The 17,929-nt window shown below is 63.8% G+C and carries 15 protein-coding genes and 1 pseudogene; all 16 read right to left on the reverse strand.

Going from position 1 to position 17,929, the window contains the following annotated elements; genetic code table 11:
• Positions 1-283, reverse strand: a pseudogene (locus tag WKW80_RS35940) (type VI secretion system Vgr family protein); the annotation flags it as partial.
• Between the two features lie 33 nt (positions 284-316).
• Positions 317-1,171, reverse strand: a complete 855-nt coding sequence (locus WKW80_RS35945; RefSeq protein WP_340368343.1) for a type VI secretion system accessory protein TagJ — start codon at positions 1,169-1,171, stop codon at positions 317-319.
• A 36-nt stretch (positions 1,172-1,207) separates the two neighbouring features.
• A complete protein-coding gene (locus WKW80_RS35950) occupies positions 1,208-2,263 on the reverse strand; it encodes a TagK domain-containing protein (RefSeq protein WP_340368344.1) in 1,056 nt (351 codons plus the stop codon).
• Positions 2,260-2,991, reverse strand: a complete 732-nt coding sequence (gene tagF, locus WKW80_RS35955; RefSeq protein ID WP_340368345.1) for a type VI secretion system-associated protein TagF — start codon at positions 2,989-2,991, stop codon at positions 2,260-2,262. Before tagF ends, WKW80_RS35950 begins: the two co-directional genes overlap by 4 nt.
• A gap of 9 nt (positions 2,992-3,000) precedes the next feature.
• Positions 3,001-7,206, reverse strand: coding sequence for a type VI secretion system membrane subunit TssM (gene tssM, locus WKW80_RS35960; RefSeq protein ID WP_340368346.1), 4,206 nt, complete (start codon positions 7,204-7,206; stop codon positions 3,001-3,003).
• A gap of 19 nt (positions 7,207-7,225) precedes the next feature.
• On the reverse strand, positions 7,226-7,483 hold the full coding sequence (locus WKW80_RS35965) for a PAAR domain-containing protein (RefSeq protein WP_340368347.1): 258 nt from the start codon (positions 7,481-7,483) through the stop codon (positions 7,226-7,228).
• Positions 7,480-8,841 (reverse strand): type VI secretion system protein TssL, long form, encoded by a 1,362-nt coding sequence (gene tssL, locus WKW80_RS35970; protein WP_340368348.1) that lies wholly within the window; start codon positions 8,839-8,841, stop codon positions 7,480-7,482. The genes WKW80_RS35965 and tssL overlap by 4 nt, the downstream gene beginning before the upstream one ends.
• A gap of 31 nt (positions 8,842-8,872) precedes the next feature.
• On the reverse strand, positions 8,873-10,795 hold the full coding sequence (locus tag WKW80_RS35975; RefSeq protein ID WP_340368357.1) for a T6SS phospholipase effector Tle1-like catalytic domain-containing protein: 1,923 nt from the start codon (positions 10,793-10,795) through the stop codon (positions 8,873-8,875).
• Between the two features lie 2 nt (positions 10,796-10,797).
• Positions 10,798-11,340: a Tli1a family immunity protein gene (locus WKW80_RS35980; RefSeq protein ID WP_340368349.1), complete on the reverse strand. Its 543-nt coding sequence runs from the start codon at positions 11,338-11,340 to the stop codon at positions 10,798-10,800.
• A complete protein-coding gene (locus WKW80_RS35985) occupies positions 11,337-12,989 on the reverse strand; it encodes a Tli1a family immunity protein (protein WP_340368350.1) in 1,653 nt (550 codons plus the stop codon). Before WKW80_RS35985 ends, WKW80_RS35980 begins: the two co-directional genes overlap by 4 nt.
• Positions 12,986-14,086, reverse strand: a complete 1,101-nt coding sequence (locus tag WKW80_RS35990; protein WP_340368351.1) for a T6SS phospholipase effector Tle1-like catalytic domain-containing protein — start codon at positions 14,084-14,086, stop codon at positions 12,986-12,988. Before WKW80_RS35990 ends, WKW80_RS35985 begins: the two co-directional genes overlap by 4 nt.
• A gap of 2 nt (positions 14,087-14,088) precedes the next feature.
• Entirely contained in the window at positions 14,089-14,631 is a 543-nt protein-coding gene (locus tag WKW80_RS35995) for a Tli1a family immunity protein (protein ID WP_340368352.1), read from the reverse strand.
• Entirely contained in the window at positions 14,628-15,725 is a 1,098-nt protein-coding gene (locus WKW80_RS36000; protein WP_340368353.1) for a T6SS phospholipase effector Tle1-like catalytic domain-containing protein, read from the reverse strand. Before WKW80_RS36000 ends, WKW80_RS35995 begins: the two co-directional genes overlap by 4 nt.
• Before the next feature lie 2 nt (positions 15,726-15,727).
• Entirely contained in the window at positions 15,728-16,285 is a 558-nt protein-coding gene (locus tag WKW80_RS36005) for a Tli1a family immunity protein (protein WP_340368354.1), read from the reverse strand.
• Positions 16,286-16,342: 57 nt separating this feature from the next.
• The gene (locus tag WKW80_RS36010; RefSeq protein ID WP_340368355.1) at positions 16,343-17,305 is read right to left on the reverse strand and encodes a DUF4123 domain-containing protein; all 963 of its coding nucleotides are present in this window, start codon (positions 17,303-17,305) and stop codon (positions 16,343-16,345) included.
• The coding region (locus WKW80_RS36015) for a DUF2345 domain-containing protein (protein ID WP_340368356.1) at positions 17,305-17,929 on the reverse strand (625 nt) is incomplete at its 5' end. The genes WKW80_RS36015 and WKW80_RS36010, both read right to left, overlap by 1 nt.

Consider the following 17,929-nt stretch of genomic DNA (forward strand, 5'->3'; position numbering starts at 1 on the left):
CGATGTGGTCGGTGCTGGCTCCGACGACGCCGGGGAGGAATTCGCCCATGCCGTCGAGCTGGATGGAGCAGCTGATCTCGCGGCCGATGAAGTCGTCGAGGTTGAAGTCGGCTGCGCCACTGGCGCCGAGGTTCAGCGCGTCAGGGGTCTTGAGCAGAAGCTCGTATTCGAAGAGGCTGTTCAGGCCCTCTTGGCCCGACAGGCGCACCGGCTGCAACGCCGGGATTCCAGCGAAGACAGGAATCGCGGGCGATTCGACGGACAGGGTGCGGTTGCTCAGCATACAAAGACCTCCTTCATTGCATTCACTTCTCTCTCACGCTCCGACCGCAAACTTGCAGTCCCTCAAGTCGAGCAGCGCCATGTCGCCCGCATCGGTGGCCCACATCTTTTGCCCGCGCGCGATCACGCCGGTTTGGCCGACATCGGTCCACACGGTTTCGCGTGCCATCAGGAGTGCGTCCCGGTCGCCCGCATGCACCGGGTAGCGCGTCGGCATGTAGCCCTTGAGCGCCGTGCCGTCCCGCAGCACCAGGTCCACCTGCACCCAGACCAGGTCCAGCAGGTGCGCCGGCGCGGCCTTGGCGATCGAGGCCAGATCGCGAAAGGCCAGCCAGCGATAGGCGCCGGCCAGGATCACCTCGCACACCGGACCCAGCCGGGTGTCGGAGTCGCTCACCCAAGCGAAGGACATCAGGTTGCTCACGCCGGCTGTATCCGGCGCCTGGCCCAGCGCGGTCTCGCGCGCAAGATCAGCAGCTTCCACCGCGGCGGCATCACCCGGCGCGGCCAGCCTGAGCGCTTCACCCAAACCAGCCATCCATGCGGGTGCGGAGCGGCCGCCGGCGGCCAGCGTTGCGGGCTCCGCACGCCCCGCGAACAGTTCCATGCGCTGGTGCTCGGCGCGAATGAGACCACGCATCACATGCGCCGTGCTTTCGTTGTCGCGCGACAAGCCGGCCCATGTCTGCAATTGCTTGAGTGCGCGCTCCCATTGGCCCAGCACGCACGACAGTTCGAACAGCAGCCAGCGGGCGCGTACCTCCTGCGGCTTGACGCGAACGTCCGCCTCCGCGCGCGCGAGCGCTTCCGACAACGGTCGGACGTGAGACCACTCACGGAAAGATCGCGATGCGCCGTCGATCGGGCCGGACGAGAGGGATGTAGTCATCGAGTAGGGGAATGAAGTGGGGTAAAGAAGATCGCGTCAAAGGGCATCGCGGTTGGACTCCATGGGTCCATCCGGGCTCCTTGTGCCCTGCCGCGTCGATTCGATGGGCATGGGGCTGTCGGGCGACAACGCGTGGTGCTCGCGTCGCGTGAGACTCGGAATGGATTTCCTGGCGCTGTGCGCCAACTCGGGGGCGAACAACCGCAACACCTCTTCAGTCTCCTGGGGCTCGAACAGGGGCGACTTGTCCCATGAATCAACGCCGTCGAAAAGCTGGTCGATCTTCTCGCGGTCGTGCAGCACGTCACGCACCAGGGGATACGTTGCCACGGCGTCACGGGTGAGGTCTTCCAAGGTCGTCAAAGTCGCCTCACCGGCGAGCGCATGACTGTTCTCCCAGAGTGCGCTTTCGGCGAGCCGCGATGGATCCCGCACCGCGCGAATGAAGCCTTCGTGCAGGTCATCGAACAAGGCGTCGGCGGAACCGGGTTGCGGCCGATGCTCGCGCCGGCTGATTTCCCGCAAGGGCGGTATCGCCGCCGAGGCTGCGGTCAGCCCCTTTGCCGCCTGCCCCTTCGCGACCGGCAACTCGCCGAGCAACTGGCCCAATGGATTCGCCACGGACTGCGGCCTTGCCCCATCGATGTCGAGTACCCCGAACGGGTCTGCGAACGATTGCTGCCGAGGAGACAACGCGAGGTTGCGCAAATCGAAAGCCGCGGCGTTCACATCGGAGTCCGCCAGTTCCACGACGAAGCGCAGCAAGCCTAGCTCCAGCACGTCACGGTCGGCGACGGACGTGACCGTCCCGGCCGGCACACGCTGTCCATTCAAAGTGCATGCGAGCGCGTGACTGTCGTTCGACAGTTGCCAAGACCGGCCGCGCAAGCCGATGCGGCACAGATCGGCCTGGCGTCTGTCCTCGTCATTCGGGGCCCGAGCGTCCAGTGCGAGCGCATCGGCAAGCCCCACGCCCGCAGCCGGTACGGACAGCGTGCCATCCACAGGCTTGCCGTGGCTGCGCACAAGCCGCAACAGCAGGGACGGCGCAGCGGCACTTGCCGCCGATTCACCGACAGGGTCGATGTTCATGACTCGGTCCTCCATAGATTCGCCAGGCGCGTCCCCGCATTGACGAAGCCGCCGGCAGCGTCCTGCTGCCAGAACGCGCTCTGCGCGCGAGCGCCGTGCAATCGCCCAGGCCAATCGGCCCACGGCAGATGGCGAACACCGCTCAGGTCCTGCACCGCATCACCCGCGTGCGCGGGACCGGTGCAGCGGTCCAGCACCGCAAGCACATCCTTCGCTTGCGGCAATCCGGCGGCCGTCGCCGTTTGCCCCGGCAGGCGCCGCCCGGGCATGTGCAATTGCCACAGCGCCTGCACCGACCGTTCCAAAGCCTGGAGGTCGCCCAATGCATGCACGGCGACGTGCCTTTGCACCGCACGCGCCAGCCAGAACAGCCAGTCACATGGCTCAACGGCTTGCGCTTCGAAGTGCGGCTGCACCCAACGTGGATGTGCCCGCTGATAGACCAGCAGCGCGTGCCGCCGTCCCGTGCGGTCACTCGATGGCGCGACCACGCCCCCCACGAAGTCCCGGGGCGCGAAGGCCAGCGACCGGGGCGGCAGCACGAAGGCCACTGGCAGCGACGCGATGCCCTTCATCGCTCCCGCCACCGCATGCTCCGCAAGCCACGACTGCCATCCTTCGCTTTCGCCGTGCCGCACACCGCTGCGCACGAAGTCGGCGTGGGCCGGCAGCTTGCCCCAGATGGCAGGCGGTGAGATCAGGCGATGCGAAATCAGAGCTTCCAGCATGAGCCCGACTCAACCGAAGCGACCCGGGCAGCGAAAGCCCCTCAGCAGGTCACTGTTGAGCGGATTCGGCTGACTGCCGGTATTGATGTCGAGGAGCGTCTTGCGTCCATCGAACTGGAATTCGACGCTCACCCGGCCCGGCGTGGCGGTGCCCACGATGTGCCCCTTGTCGAGCAGACGGAACAGCGCCCACGGCCCCTGCGTCGACACCGTCGAGGTGGGTCCCGAAATGCGGGGATTGGCCGTCAACTCCGCCGTCGATCCACCGCGCGGACCAGGCCAGCCCACAGCAAAGGACTGCACCGGACCATGCGCGTAGCGCAGCCCCTGTCCGTCGATGTCGATGATGAGATCGGTGATGCTCGGCTCCAGCTCCATCACCTTGAGGTCCAGCTTCCAGCCGAACTTCTTGCCGGACGCATCGCGGAAGAACAGATCGCGGATCTGCCGCGCGCGATAGAACGAATCCAGATTCGGGCCGCTCCGTGCCAGCAGCTTCAGCTGTTCGCCCAGCAGCGTGGGACCCGTGGTTGCGGGCTGCGGCGCGGCGCCGTTGGCCACGCTCTCGGCACCCACCATCGCGTTCGCCATGTCGGGGCTCTTGTAGCGCCAGGGGCGCACGCTGGTGTCGACAAAGGGGGCCAGGTACTTCGTGAAGAACTCGTCGGCCGCGCCGCCCGCGGCGAAGACCTGCGTGAAATCCTCGATCGATACATCCTCCGCCACGGCGGCGAGCGGGTAGCGACCCTCCACGCCGCGCCGGCATGGTTCGCTCACTTGCATCGCCATCAAGCCCATGATGCGATCGAGCTGCGTCTGGGCCTGCTTGCGCAGAATGTCCGACGATCCCTGTGCCACCTTCTCACCGCCGCTGTCGGCCAGCGCGGTCAGCACCTCGCGAAAAGGCGCCGGCAACTTGCCGGCCTCCAGCTTCAAACGCGCACCGACTTCCGCGCCACCGGGCGGGAGGCTTCCCGAGGTGAGCGCCGTGTCGGCCACCACGAGAAGGGTGTAGTACTCGTTGATGAGCCCCGAGATGTTCTCAAGTCCCGGCTTGGCCGTGCTGGCACCGGCATTCGAGCTCAACGCGATGTCGGGCTGCCCCGTCACCACCTCGCGCAAGGCGGCGAAGCGGTTGTCGACGATCTCCTTCTCCAGCCGTTCCTCAGGGCGGATGCCGAGGTTCCTGCCGATCTCCCGCGTTTGCTTGTTCAGCTCGTCAGTGGCCTTGTCGAAAAATCCCCTGTCTTCCTGCGCACGTGTCGCCAGCGGCCGCGACAGCGTGGTTTCGCGCGCCGCCGCTCGGGCCAGCCGCGAGAGCGGCGAATCGGGCGCCGCCAGCTGGCGCAGCACGCTCAGATCGAAGCCCAGGCTCGTATTCATCGTGTCGCTCGCGCCCACCGTGCGGATGGAAACGAGAAACCCTTCCCAATGCGTCGCGTACTCGGCCAGGTACTGGCGCCGGATGTCCTCCAGCAGCGGATTGGTCGTCAATGCATCGTCGGCATCGCCCAACGCGCCCTTGCGCGGGACAGCCGTACCGCCGCGCCCCATGACCCAGGCATCATCGTCCAGCGCGCGCCCCACGAACTCGGGCAGACGCTTGTTGAAAAGGTCGTGGTAGCCATCGTAGGTAAACAACCCCGGAACACCCTTTTCGAGCGGCTGGCCATCCGCCCGAGAGAACACCGTGCCCGCCTGTGGCCCCACCGCCCGGATCAGCGTGAACTCCTGCGGCGCCTGCGGCGCCATCACCGCCTTGGCACGCTCGTACACGCGCTGCGTCGACGTGTTGCTGCTCAGAAACTCCTGCACCCGGTGCACCAGTGCCTCGTTCGGAAGCGACGCCGCCTGAACCGGCCGCTTGCCCGAGAACAGCGCCTCGACGTGCCCCACCATCGACGCACGCCCGCCAAAGTCCGCGGCGCTGCCGGTTTGCTCCCAATCCCGCAGCACCCAGTCGCGCACGTCGCGTGCGCCGCCGTTCATGTAGTGCTCGCGGTCGTGCAGGAGCTTGTAGACCCGCAGCGTCTCGTAGGCGAGCTTCGGGTCCTGGTCCTTCACGCTTTGTGCGAGCACCGACTCCATGCGGCGCAGGATGGCCGGCAGCAGCGTGTGATCCTGCAACTGCGCATACGTCTGCGAGGCGGCGTCCAGCACCGGCGGGGCGCTGTAGAGGCCATAGAGAAAACTCCCCGGTGGGTCGTACACGTCCAGCCCCGAATAGCCCGGCAATTCGCGCGCGGCATTGAGCACGTCCGGCACGCCGGCCGGCTTGAATGCAACGAACAGAGTGCGTACCTGCTTGATCAATGCCTCCACGCGCTGATTCACCGTCGCGAGGTACTTGCCGTTGTTGCCGAAGCTCAGCACCAGCGCCCCCGCAAGCCATAGGAACACGACCAGCGCCAATGCATGGCCCATCAGGCGCAGCAGCCGGAAGCGGAATTCCCAACGCAAGTTGGGCTGCACCAGATGCGCCTCGGAAATGACCACCTTGGTGAGCATGTCCTGCAGGAAGAACCCCAGCTTGCCGCGTTTGGCATCGGTGACGAGCCGGTCGTCCCGCGGCGCCGTGACGGGCGGCGCGGCGGCAGCAGGCGCACCCGCCGCCGCATTGGCTTGCGCGTCAGCCACCAGCTTGTCTTCAGGCTTGCCCTCGGTGTTGCCTTCGGCGGGCTTCGCCGTCGAAGCCGCCACGGGTGCGGCTGCGGGCGCCGGTACTTTCTTCGGCACGACAGTGCCACGCGCCATCTCCAGGCTGCGCCGCAGGCGTTGCATCAGCGTGCCGGAATCGGCCGGAACCGTCTCCAGGGCCTGCGCGCCGCTCGTGAAGTACACACCCCTCAGCGCGTTGTGATGCTGTGTGCTGTCGAAGCGCGAGTCGAGGAAGATTTCGTCGATCACCTGCACCAGCGGATCGATCAGCGCCTGCATTTCCTGCGGGAATCCGGGCAGCAGTTGACGGCGATCGAGGTCGTACTCCTCGCTCAGCCGCGTCCGCAGGCCCATGTCCAGGCGGCTCTTGAGCAGCCCGAACTCCGTGCGAAGCTGGGTGCGCAGCGCCTCTTGCCCTTCGGCAATGGCCGCAGCCGAAGTCCCGCGCTTGCTGTTCAGTCCCTCGTACGGCAGCGTGAAGCCCCACGGCTGCGCACGCCCCTCGCTCGTGAGCGACTGGAAATACTCCGAGAAGCCGCCCAGCAAGTCCGCCTTCGTCACGATCACATACACCGGGAACCGGATGCCCAGCTCCTGCCGCAACGCCGCCAGACGGTCGCGCAGCATGCCGGCATGGCGCAGGCGCTCCGCGTCATCCAGGCGAAGCAGCTCGGCCGTGTTCAGCGCCACGAACGCGCCGTTGATCGGCGCACGGGGCCGATGCTTGCGCAGCAGGCCCAGGAAGCCGTGCCACTCCATCGCATCGGTGGCGGCATCGCTGTCGCGCGAGGTGTAGCGGCCCGCCGTGTCGACCAGCACCGCCTCGTTGCTCAGCCACCAGTCGCAGTGCAGCGTTCCGCCGACGGCAGTGAAAGCCGTGCCGCCCGCGGGGCCGGCCATCTTCCGCGCCAGCGGAAACTGCAGGCCCGAATTCAGCAGCGCCGTGGTCTTGCCCGCGGAAGGACTGCCGACGATCATGTACCAGGGCAAGTCATACAGATAGCGCTTGCCCTCGAAGATCCGCCGCAGGCCGCCTGTGCCCCGCAGGTTGCTGAGTTGCGTCAAGGCGTTCTGCATGATGCTGGTCACGCTCTTGAGCTGTTCCCGGCTTTCATTGCGGGCCTTGTCCTTCGCGGACCGGCCCATGAAGAAGTTGGTGATCGCCTGCGGGTCCTCGCGCATACGACGCCACAGCTTGACCAGCCACCACACCGCGCAGGCCAGCACGATCACGCCGATCGCCGTCGCACGCACCCACACCGGCTGCAACGGCCGCGCCGCGGCCAGCGAAAGCAGCGGGCCCGCATGCCATATCAGCAGGCACAGCGCCGCCACGCCGGCAAGGCTTACCGGTCCGGAACCGAGCCACAGCATCGCGAAGGCCAGCAGCAGCACCAGAAGGCTCACGCGCACGCCAACCGTGGCCAGCGGACGCAGTCCGTCCACCGCGATCAGCGGCCCCACGAACCAGATCACCAGCGCCAACACGACCAACCCGATGAAGGTCAGCGTGGCGCGGGAAAAGACGAAACTCACAAACGAATTGAGGTATTGCATTGGATATTCCTGAGGCGCTTCAGCCCACCGTCTTGCCGATGGAGCCGATCAGCACCGAGCCGCACCCCGTGCGATGTCCTTCGAGCGCCACCGGCCTGCCGCCAATCCCGTGGCCGGCCTCGCCCTCGATGATCTTGTTGACGCCGTGCAGCGGACAGTCCACCTCGTCGCCGAGGCGTGCGATGGGCCGGTCCTGCACGGTGTTGTTGTCGGCACCCGTGATGACCTTGCCGCCGTGGGTGGTGGTGTCTCCCACCAGAATCACGCGCCTGCTCATGGCGTGCTCCTTTCCAACGGCGCCGCCGCCCGGCCGCCTGGCCCTGCAGGTGCATCGCCCTGCGTCACCACGATGTCCACCCGTCGATTGCGCGCCCGGCCGGCAGCCGTGGTGTTGTCCGCCAGCGGCTGCGTGTCGCCCTTGCCCTCCACCACGAGGCGCTCCGACGCCACGCCGCTGGTCTTGAGCACCTCCGCCACGGCGGCGGCGCGCTTCTCGCTCAGCGCCTGGTTGTCGGGGAACAAGCGCGTCTTGATCGGCCGGTTGTCCGAATGCCCGGTGATCCGCACCGTACCCGTGACCTCGTTGATCTCGTTCGCCACCTTGGCAATCGTCTGCACAAGCTTCGCGTTCACCTGTGCTTGCCCGGGCACGAACATGTCGTCGCCCTTGAAGCTGACGGCACTGTGCGCGTCGTCCTCTTCCACACTCACCGTGCCGCGCGCGATTTCCGGCGCGAGCAATTCCTTCAGGCGCAGCGACTTGTGCACCGGCGCGGGCGGCGGGCTCATTGCGCCGATGGCGCGGATGTTCGCCTCCACCCCGTTGCTCTTCTGTACCAGCTGGTACTTGTACCAAGAGAACTGCGCCAGCAACACCAGCGACAGCAGCGACACCGTGACCCATACAGGCACGGTGCGAAGCAGCCGGAACTTGCCCACGCCGCCCACCCCCTTCCAGTGCGGCGAAAGGTCGCGCGGCACTTCGCCGCGCGCGGCCATCACGATCTCGTAGAGGCGATGGCGGATGGCATCGTGATCGCGCCGGCCATTGGGGAGCGAGCGATAGCGGCCCTCGAAGCCCAGCGACAGCACGAAGAACAGCAGATCGATCAGATCGATGTGCTCCTGCGGCGAGGCGGCCAGGTGACCGATGAGCAGGAAGACCTTCTCTCCGCCCTTCGTGTCTTCGTGAAACTGCTGCGCCAGCGGATTCGTGGACCATGCGCCGGTCTCCGCGCCCGACCCGCCGCCCCACGGCTTGCGCTGGACGGCCTCGTCGATGGCGGTGGTCAACGCATAGCTCGCGGCCACCATGTGCTCGTGCTTGATTTGCGCGCTGGTGCAGATCGACTGGAAGGTGGTGACCTCCCGCGTCAGCAGGCGACGAAACACATCGAGCTGCGTTGCATCGAGCTCCTTGGGCATTTCGCACAGCACGCGAATCAGCGGCTGCGCCGCTTCGAGCAATGGATTGACTGCCGCCTTGACGGCGGCGAGACGGGGCTCCTGGGGCGGCTCCGCCACGAGGGAAACTGTCTTGGGCAGATCGGCGACCGGCTTGCCGCCGGCGTTCTCTTTGTCGAGGCCGTCGCCCGTGATCAACGTCTCGAAGTTCTTCAGGTCTTGATTGCTCATGTTGTCAGGAAGTGATCTGTCATTCAGGCGCTCAACTCTCGTCAAACACGCGCCGGTAGCGCACATGCCCGCCGAGTTCGCGCCGCGTCTTGTTGGTGACCAGGCGCACCGCCGCGCTGGTGGTCAGGTCCTCCATCGCCAGCAGTTGGCCGCGGTCCTTGTCGCTGACCACTGGAAACTCGCCCTTGTGCGCCGCGTCGGTGTTGCGGATGAGCAGCTCCAGATCGGACAGCGATTTGTCGGCCAGCCGATCGGCAGCGGGAGCGTCCGGCTTCAGCGACAGTCCCTCGACCAATTGCTGGCGGCGCCGCTCGCGCCGCTCGTAGATCTCCTTGATCTTCATCTTCTTGTCATAGTCGGTGACAGGGCCGACCATGTAGAACGATGCATGCGAGTCATGCACCATCTCGTCGAAAAAGCGGTGCACCAGCGGCGGCACCTTGGCGGGCCGGGCTTGCCACTCCTTGCGCAAGCGTAGGAAGTCCTGTTCAGCCTGCGTGAGCGTGAACCTGGGCGGCTGCTGGCGACTGCGGGGGAAGTCGTCAATTTTCTTTTGCGCTTGCAACGCCTTCACTTCGTCGGAGAGGAAGTCGCCGTCGCTCTCCCAGACGTCGGTGCGGTCCTGCTCGTCCGCCCTGGCGTAGCTGGACAGCTTGTTGACGGCGCCCTTCCAGATGTAGCGCCACTGCCAGTACAGCTGCATGTGGTTATGCAAGGACTCCTCGATCGGGCCGGAGGTGGCGCCAGCTGCCCATTCGAGGTAGGCGTTGAAGAGTTGGGCGGAAGTGGGGTCGATGTCAAGGTCATCGGCTGTGCCCGCGCTTCTGGCATCCGCCTTCAACTGTTTGACTGAGAGCAACGGCACCCCCGCCACCCGCGCTTCGCGATACATGTCCAACAACGGCATCTGCGACAGCAGCTTGCTGCGCGCTCCGGCCGCCTTGCCTTGTGACCCAGGCGCATAGCCGCCGCCCACGTCCGAGTGCGCGCCGGGATAGACTTTTTCCACCGTGTTGCGCGGTAACTGGTGCTTGCCGATGCGCGCTGTAGACAGCGGGAAATTGATACGGATTTCATGCGCGGCCACCAGGTGCACCGTGCGCTCCACGCAAGGGACCACATCCAGCGTGCCATTGGCCCAGCCGCCCAGGCCGCGCCAGAACGGCGAGGAGTCGGCCAGGCCCACGGAGGCCACGCTGTCGAACAGGCCGAGAAACTGCAGCCGGAAAGGCACGCCGGCCAGGGTGTAGCTGCCGCCTTCTTTCTGCAGCAGCGAGTGCTCCAGGAAATGGCAGAAGGCGCGCGCTTGCGCAGAGCCGCGCGAGAAGCCGAACACGTACAAGGTGACGCTCGTGAGCTTCTTGGGCGGGCGGCTGGCCAGCTTGGTCTTCAGCTTGGCCAACTTCTCGCTGAAATATTGCCTCTTGCCTGCGCAGTTGGCATCGGGCGCCAAGGAGTAGTGCAACGGGCGGGAGGTGCTGTCATCACTTGCTGTTGAGTTTTGAATCAACCGCTCTGTATGAATTGAGTAGTGCATGGCGTTGAGCACTTGAATAAGTGCCCAATTGATGCGCGCATCGCCGCCCGTCGCCTTGGCCTTTCCGTCCGGGGTCTCCGTCAACTCCTTGACATCGGCAAACGGCGTGCCAACGCCCGGCACATAGATGCGAAAAAGCCCGTTCTTCTGATCGTCTGGAAAGGCATCGTGCAGCACTACGACGTTGCTGTGACTGCATGCATTGGGACTGCCACCAGCACTCAGTACATCTACTTGATCACGCCTCTTGTTGTTGTTTGTGCCGTCGAAGAAAACGCCGACCTTGATATCGACCGCGCAGAGGTTTTCTATCTGGCGGCAGTCTGCCTTGACGGTCGCGGCGTTTCGTGTGGCCTGCTCTATGAGGTTCAGAGGACGATCCGCCGACCGGGCCGAAGGGGGGAGTTGCGTTGCCAAGACTATTTCTCCTTGTCTGTGGGCGGGTTCGGGTTTTCGGGATAGGCCAAACCCGAGGGGTGCTTCTCGTGGCCCAGTCCATAGTTGCTGACGTACACCTTGATTTCGTCGCCGGGCAGGAAGAACACCTGCAGATCGCCACCGTCTTCTCCGTAGGGTTCGATGGGGACGGTTTTGGTGAGAGTGCGCTGGGACCAGCAGCACCTGATCTGCTCCTTGGTGGACAGGCTCTCGATCTGTTCGTAGGGAACCGTCCAATCACCAATCGTCCAGTGAACTGTGGCCCTGAGTTCAGGTGTCCACTTGGCTGGCAGGAGAACGCAGCAAGACAACGACCCCCCACCCCCATAGGGCGGAAGGTTGGAGCCGTACATCTCGTTGACGCTGTAGTTCTGTACGCCCTCACGGGTGAAGTTGTAGCCAGTGATGCCCGCCGTCATCGGCTTGGGCTCGGGCTTGCAAGCGCTCACCATTGCCATGAGCAGAATGGCGATCAACAACTGCCACCATCGGAGCTGGGCCTTGTGCGAAAAGTAAGAGTTCATGCTTCGATATCTCCAGCGCAAAGGCTTTTCTTCTTTCGGCAAACGGCGAACCTTTTGCGTTGGGCTTGCTTGTTCAGGCACTTGCCTTGTGACCCGGGGGCATAGCCGCCGCCCACGTCCGAGTGCGAGCTGGGATAGACTTTTTCCACCGTGTTGCGCGGAAACTGGTGCTTGCCGATGCGCGCTGTAGACAGCGGAAAGTTGATGCGGATTTCATGCGCGGCCACCAGGTGCACCGTGCGCTCCACGCAAGGGACCACATCCAGCGTGCCGTTGGCCCAGCCGCCCAGGCCGCGCCAGAACGGCGAGGAGTCGGCCAGGCCCACGGAGGCCACGCTGTCGAACAGGCCGAGAAACTGCAGCCGGAAAGGCACGCCGGCCAGGGTGTAGCTGCCGCCTTCTTTCTGCAGCAGCGAGTGCTCCAGGAAATGGCAGAAGGCGCGCGCTTGCGCAGAGCCGCGCGAGAAGCCGAACACGTACAAGGTGACGCTCGTGAGCTTCTTGGGCGGGCGGCTGGCCAGCTTGGTCTTCAGCTTGGCCAACTTCTCGCTGAAATATTGCCTCTTGCCTCCGCAGTTGGCATTGGGCGCCAAGGAGTAGTGCAACGGGCGGGAGGTGCTGTCCGTTGTCGCCTGCGCCGGCGAGATCAGGGGCATGTCCTTGTGGATCGATTGATGCATGGCGTTGAGCACTTGAATGAGTGCCCAGTTAATGCGCGCATCGCCGCCTGTCGCCTTGGCCTTCCCGTCCGGAGTCTCCGTCAACTCATTGACATCGGCAAACGGCGTGCCAACGCCTGGAACATAGAAACGGTAGAAGTCGCCCTCGTTGTCTTCCTGAAAAGCGTCGTGCAGCACTACGACGTTGCTGTGACTGCAGGCGCTGGGAGCGCCGCCGGCTTTCAGGACGTCTTCCTGGTCGCGCCTCTTGTTGTTGTTCGTGCCGTCGAAGGAAACGCCGACCTTGACATCAACGGCGCAGAGGTTTTCTCTCTGGCGGTAGTCTGCCTTGACGGTCGCGGCGTTTCGCGTGGCCTGCTCTATGAGGTTCAGAGGACGATCCGCCGACCGGGCCGAAGGGGGGAGTTGCGTTGTCAAGACTATTTCTCCTTGTCTGTGGGCGGGTTCGGGTTCTTCGGGTAGCCCATGTGAGATGGGTGATCCGGGTTCTTGTGGTCCGGCGGGGAAGACGTAGACCTTGATCTCGTCGTCGGGCAGGAAGAAGACTTGCAACTTTCCGGCCTCTTCGTCGTAGGGTTCGATGGGGACGGTTTTGGTGAGGGTGCGCTTTGACGAACAACATTTGATTTGCTCGCTGATCGACAAGTGCTTGCGGCTCTCGTAGGGCCTGGTCCAGCGACCCATCGTCCAGTTGACGGTGACCCTGAGTTCAGGCTTCCACTGGGCTGGCAAGAGAACACAGCAAGACAACGACCCCCCTCCCCCATAGGGCAGAAGATTGGAGCCGTACATCTCGTTGACGCTGTAGTTCTGTACGCCCTCACTGGTGAAGTTGTAGCCAGTGATGCCCGTAGTCACCGACTTAGGCTTGGGCTCGGGCTTGCAAGCGCTCACCAGTGCCATGAGCAGTACGGCGATCGCCAACTGCCACCATCGGAGCTGGACCTTGTGCGAAGAGCGCGAGTTCATGCTTCGATATCTCCAGCGCAAAGGCTTTTCTTCTTTCGGCAAACGGCGAACCTTTTGCGTTGGGCTTGCTTGTTCAGGCACTTGCCTTGCGACCCACGGGCATAGCCGCCGCCCACGTCCGAGTGCGAGCCGGGATAGACTTTTTCCACCGTGTTGCGCGGAAACTGGTGCTTGCCGATGCGCGCTGTAGACAGCGGGAAATTGATACGGATTTCATGCGCGGCCACCAGGTGCACCGTGCGCTCCACGCAAGGGACCCCGTCGAGCGTGCCGTTGGCCCAGCCGCCCAGGCCGCGCCAGAACGGCGAGGAGTCGGCCAGGCCCACGGAGGCCACGCTGTCGAACAGGCCGAGAAACTGCTGCAGCCGGAAAGGCACGCCGGCCAACGTGTAGCTGCCGCCTTCTTTCTGCAGCAGCGAGTGCTCCAGGAAATGGCAGAAGGCGCGCGCTTGCGCAGAGCCGCGCGAGAAGCCGAACACGTACAAGGTGACGCTCGTGAGCTTCTTGGGCGGGCGGCTGGCCAGCTTGGTCTTCAGCTTGGCCAACTTCTCGCTGAAATATTGCCTCTTGCCTGCGCAGTTGGCATCGGGCGCCAAGGAGTAGTGCAACGGACGGGAGGTGCTGTCATCACTTGCTGTTGAGTTTTGAATCAACCGCTCTGTATGAATTGAGTAGTGCATGGCGTTGAGCACTTGAATAAGTGCCCAATTGATGCGCGCATCGCCGCCCGTCGCCTTGGCCTTTCCGTCCGGGGTCTCCGTCAACTCCTTGACATCGGCAAACGGCGTGCCAACGCCCGGCACATAGATGCGAAAAAGCCCGTTCTTCTGATCGTCTGGAAAGGCATCGTGCAGCACTACGACGTTGCTGTGACTGCAGGCGCTGGGAGCGCCGCCGGCTTTCAGGACGTCTTCCTGGTCGCGCCTCTTGTTGTTGTTCGTGCCGTCGAAGAAAACGCCGACCTTGACATTAACGGCGCAGAGGTTTTCTCTCTGGCGGTAGTCTGCCTTGACGGTCGCGGCGTTTCGTGTGGCCTGCTCTATGAGGTTCAGAGGACGATCCGCCGACCGGGCCGAAGGGGGGAGTTGCGTTGCCAAGACTATTTCTCCTTGTCTGTGGGCGGGTTCGGGTTTTCGGGATAGGCCAAACCCGAGGGGTGCTTCTCGTGGCCCAGTCCATAGTTGCTGACGTACACCTTGATTTCGTCGCCGGGCAGGAAGAACACCTGCAGATCGCCACCGTCTTCTCCGTAGGGTTCGATGGGGACGGTTTTGGTGAGGGTGCGCTTTGACGAACAACATTTGATTTGCTCGCTGATCGACAAGTGCTTGCGGCTCTCGTAGGGCCTGGTCCAGCGACCCATCGTCCAGTTGACGGTGACCCTGAGTTCAGGCTTCCACTGGGCTGGCAAGAGAACACAGCAAGACAACGACCCCCCACCCCCATAGGGCGGAAGATTGGAGCCGTACATCTCGTCGACGCTGTAGTTCTGTACGCCCTCACGGGTGAAGTTGTAGCCAGTGATGCCCGCCGTCATCGGCTTGGGCTCGGGCTTGCAAGCGCTCACCAGTGCCATGAGCAGTACGGCGATCGCCAACTGCCACCATCGGAGCTGGACCTTGTGCGAAGAGTGCGAGTTCATGCTTCGATATCTCCAGCGCAAAGGCTTTTCTTCTTTCGGCAAACGGCGAACCTTTTGCGTTGGGCTTGCTTGTTCAGGCACTTGCCTTGCGACCCACGGGCATAGCCGCCGCCCACGTCCGAGTGCGAGCCGGGATAGACTTTTTCCACCGTGTTGCGTGGAAACTGGTGCTTGCCGATGCGCGCTGTAGACAGCGGGAAATTGATACGGATTTCATGCGCGGCCACCAGGTGCACCGTGCGCTCCACGCAAGTGACCACATCCAGCGTGCCATTGGCCCAGCCGCCCAGGCCGCGCCAGAACGGCGAGGAGCCGGCCAGGCCCACGGAGGCCACGCTGTCGAACAGGCCGAGAAACTGCAGCCGGAAAGGCACGCCGGCCAACGTGTAGCTGCCGCCTTCTTTCTGCAGCAGCGAGTGCTCCAGGAAATGGCAGAAGGCGCGCGCTTGCGCAGAGCCGCGCGAGAAGCCGAACACGTACAAGGTGACGCTCGTGAGCCTCTTGGGCGGGCGGCTGGCCAGCTTGGTCTTCAGCTTGGCCAACTTCTCGATGAAATATTGCCTCTTGCCTTCGCAGTTGGCATTGGGCGCCAAGGAGTAGTGCAACGGGCGGGAGGTGCTGTCCCTTGTCGCCTGCGCCGGAGAGATCAGTCTTTCCTTGGTGATCGCCCGATTCATCGAATTGATGACCTGAATCAACGCCCAATTGATGCGCGCATCGCCGCCTGTTGCCTTGGCCTTTCCATCTGGCGTCTCCGTCAACTCATTAACCTGCGGAAATGGCGTTCCCACGCCGGGGACGTAGTAGCGGAACAATCCGTTGTCGGGCTCATTGGGAAAGGCATCGTGCAGCACCACGACGTTGCTGTGACTGCAGGCATTGGGACTGCCACCTGCACTCAGGACGTCTTCCTGATCGCGCCCCTTGTTGTTGTTCGTGCCGTCGAAGAAAACGCCGACCTTGATATCGACAGCGCAGAGGTTTTCTCTCTGGCGGTAGTCTGCCTTGACGGTCGCGGCGTTTCGCGTGGCCTGCTCGATGAGGTTCAGAGGACGATCCGCCGACCGGGCCGAAGGGGGGAGTTGCGTTGTCAAGACTATTTCTCCTTGTCGGTTGGCGGGTTCGGGTTCTTCGGGTAGCCCATGTGAGATGGGTGATCCGGGTTCTGTGGTCCGGCGGGGAAGACGTAGACCTTGATCTCGTCGTCGGGCAGGAAGAAGACTTGCAACTTTCCGGCCTCTTCGTCGTAGGGTTCGATGGGAACGGTTTTGGTGAGGGTGCGCTGGGACCAGCAGCACCTGATCTGCTCTTTGGTGGACAAGTTCTCGATCTGTTCGTAGGGCACTGTCCAATCACCAATCGTCCAGTGGACTGTGGCCCTGAGTTCAGGCTTCCACTGGGCTGGCAAGAGAATGCAGCAAGACAACGCTCCCCCACCCCCATAGGGCGGAAGGTTGGAGCCGTACATCTCGTCGACGCTGTAGTTCTGTACGCCCTCGTGGGTGAAGTTGTAGCCAGTGATGCCCGCCGTCATCGGCTTGGGCTCGGGCTTGCAAGCGCTCACCATTGCCATGAGCAGAATGGCGATCGACAACTGCCACCATCGGAGCTGGGCCTTGTGAGAAGAGTGAGAGCTCATGTCGTCAACTTTCATGCGGACAGGGGAAGTCTTCGGCGAACGCACGCCGAGGAGAAGGGGTGGCAGCACAAGTCACCCCTTGGTTCGAGGGGCACTTCCTGAAGCCCTGTAGCGCTCAAGTGCCTGCAGTTCCGTCGGGCCCCAGTCCCGGATGGCATCGCTTAAATTGGAAGCTCCGGTTTTGACCTTGAACCAAGTCTCACCAAGCTCGGGCGCTCTCTCAAACTCACTTGGTATGCGCAACGCGAGGTCTGCAAACGCAAGGTAGTCGGCCGCACTCCGTAGGCCGAGAGTCTTCGCCCTGCTTAGCACCGCATGCATCCCGTCATGGATTTCAGCGCCTGTACGAGGATCGTCCCAATCCGGCAGAGACGTTCGCAGTTCAGCGTGAAGCATGTCTACTTCCATGTCCTCCAGCAGCGCTGCGTACTGCGCGTTGTCAAGCACCAGGCCCGCATCCGCGGCTGCAGTGGCATCCTGCGAATCCGTCGCAGCGGTGACGTTGAGGTTCTTCAGCACTCCGGCGCGATCGGGCCAGACCCATTCGCACATCGCGCGCTGTATCACGCTGCGCTGGTCAGGCTTGATGTGCTGTAGCAAGCTGGAAAGCACGCGGGTATCAGCAATGCGCAAGTACAAGCGCATACCGTCGGTCGTGCTCGCGCAGGCAAGCCAGGACAGGAGCCGGCACAAGTCATCCACAGGCTTGAGGGTTCGCACGATGCTCAGGCTGGGGGATGCATCGACGGCCTGGCCCAGGGCGGCCAAGCCGTCGTGCGCGCTCATCGCGGCTACCGGCCATAGCAGGATGCCCAGCTCTTCGTAGTCCGCGAGCGGGGAGCCGTCGAAGGCGCGCACAGGTTCGCCATAGGCCAGTTGCAGGCTTCGCGCGCCCGCATCGCCTACGACTGCGCCATCCACAACCGCCCACAACCTGTCACCGGATTCCGGCGGTGCGTCCATGCGCTGCTGCCACGCGTTGATGATGCGAAGCGCTTCGGCGTCCAGGGGTTTTTGCAAATAGAGGCGGCGCATCAGCGTGTCCCGAATGGCGCACCAGCAGCCAATGCCTTGAGCAAGCACTCCTTGCACACAGGCTCGGGAAACTCCAGCGGGAGCACCGGTAGGCTCTTGGGGCCGGGAGACCCGTGACTGGCTGCATGCTCGACCCAACGCCCCGGGGTCCCGTTCTCGATGCCGCTGCTGTTCCAGCGGGTGTAGCTGGTGCCGCCGTTGATGACGACTTCCTCCTTGGCGGTGATGGTGATCTTGTTGGCGCTGAGGGTGATGTCGAGCTTGGCGAGGAGGTTGATGCTGTTCTTGAGTGCCGCGATGTCTATGTCTTGCGCTGCCGCCACCAGCTTGATTCCCGCATTGAAGGCGAACAGGCGAATGGCCTCTTTGACGCTCACGAGCAGGCTCTTGCCCGCGGACACGCTGGTGTGGCTGCCGCTGGTGAGGGCGATGTGCTTGTCGCTGGCAATGTGAGTCGAGCCAGCGGTGGTGCTCTGGATGCCCGCAGGGCTGGAGAGCACGAGGTGCGGCTCTGAGAGCTCGGGGAATTTGCCTTCGCCTCCAGCGCCGCTGCCCTTGATCGCGTCGTTCTGCGCCTTCAGTCCTTGGGTGACTTCGTCCTGGTCGCCCTCCGAGTGCGCCTTG

The sequence above is a fragment of the Variovorax humicola genome (assembly GCF_037889915.1).
GTDB classification, from domain to species: domain Bacteria; phylum Pseudomonadota; class Gammaproteobacteria; order Burkholderiales; family Burkholderiaceae_C; genus Variovorax; species Variovorax humicola.

What these genes read in the sequence shown, in the direction of transcription:
- WKW80_RS35995 (WP_340368352.1), bottom strand. Translation starts at nt 14,631, where the DNA reads ATGAACTCGCACTCTTCGCACAAGGTCCAGCTCCGATGGTGGCAGTTG.
- WKW80_RS35985 (WP_340368350.1), bottom strand. Translation starts at nt 12,989, where the DNA reads ATGAACTCGCGCTCTTCGCACAAGGTCCAGCTCCGATGGTGGCAGTTG.
- WKW80_RS35965 (WP_340368347.1), bottom strand. Translation starts at nt 7,483, where the DNA reads ATGAGCAGGCGCGTGATTCTGGTGGGAGACACCACCACCCACGGCGGC.
- tssM (WP_340368346.1), bottom strand. Translation starts at nt 7,206, where the DNA reads ATGCAATACCTCAATTCGTTTGTGAGTTTCGTCTTTTCCCGCGCCACG.
- WKW80_RS36005 (WP_340368354.1), bottom strand. Translation starts at nt 16,285, where the DNA reads ATGAAAGTTGACGACATGAGCTCTCACTCTTCTCACAAGGCCCAGCTC.
- tagF (WP_340368345.1), bottom strand. Translation starts at nt 2,991, where the DNA reads ATGCTGGAAGCTCTGATTTCGCATCGCCTGATCTCACCGCCTGCCATC.
- WKW80_RS35950 (WP_340368344.1), bottom strand. Translation starts at nt 2,263, where the DNA reads ATGAACATCGACCCTGTCGGTGAATCGGCGGCAAGTGCCGCTGCGCCG.
- WKW80_RS35980 (WP_340368349.1), bottom strand. Translation starts at nt 11,340, where the DNA reads ATGAACTCTTACTTTTCGCACAAGGCCCAGCTCCGATGGTGGCAGTTG.
- tssL (WP_340368348.1), bottom strand. Translation starts at nt 8,841, where the DNA reads ATGAGCAATCAAGACCTGAAGAACTTCGAGACGTTGATCACGGGCGAC.
- WKW80_RS35945 (WP_340368343.1), bottom strand. Translation starts at nt 1,171, where the DNA reads ATGACTACATCCCTCTCGTCCGGCCCGATCGACGGCGCATCGCGATCT.
- WKW80_RS36010 (WP_340368355.1), bottom strand. Translation starts at nt 17,305, where the DNA reads ATGCGCCGCCTCTATTTGCAAAAACCCCTGGACGCCGAAGCGCTTCGC.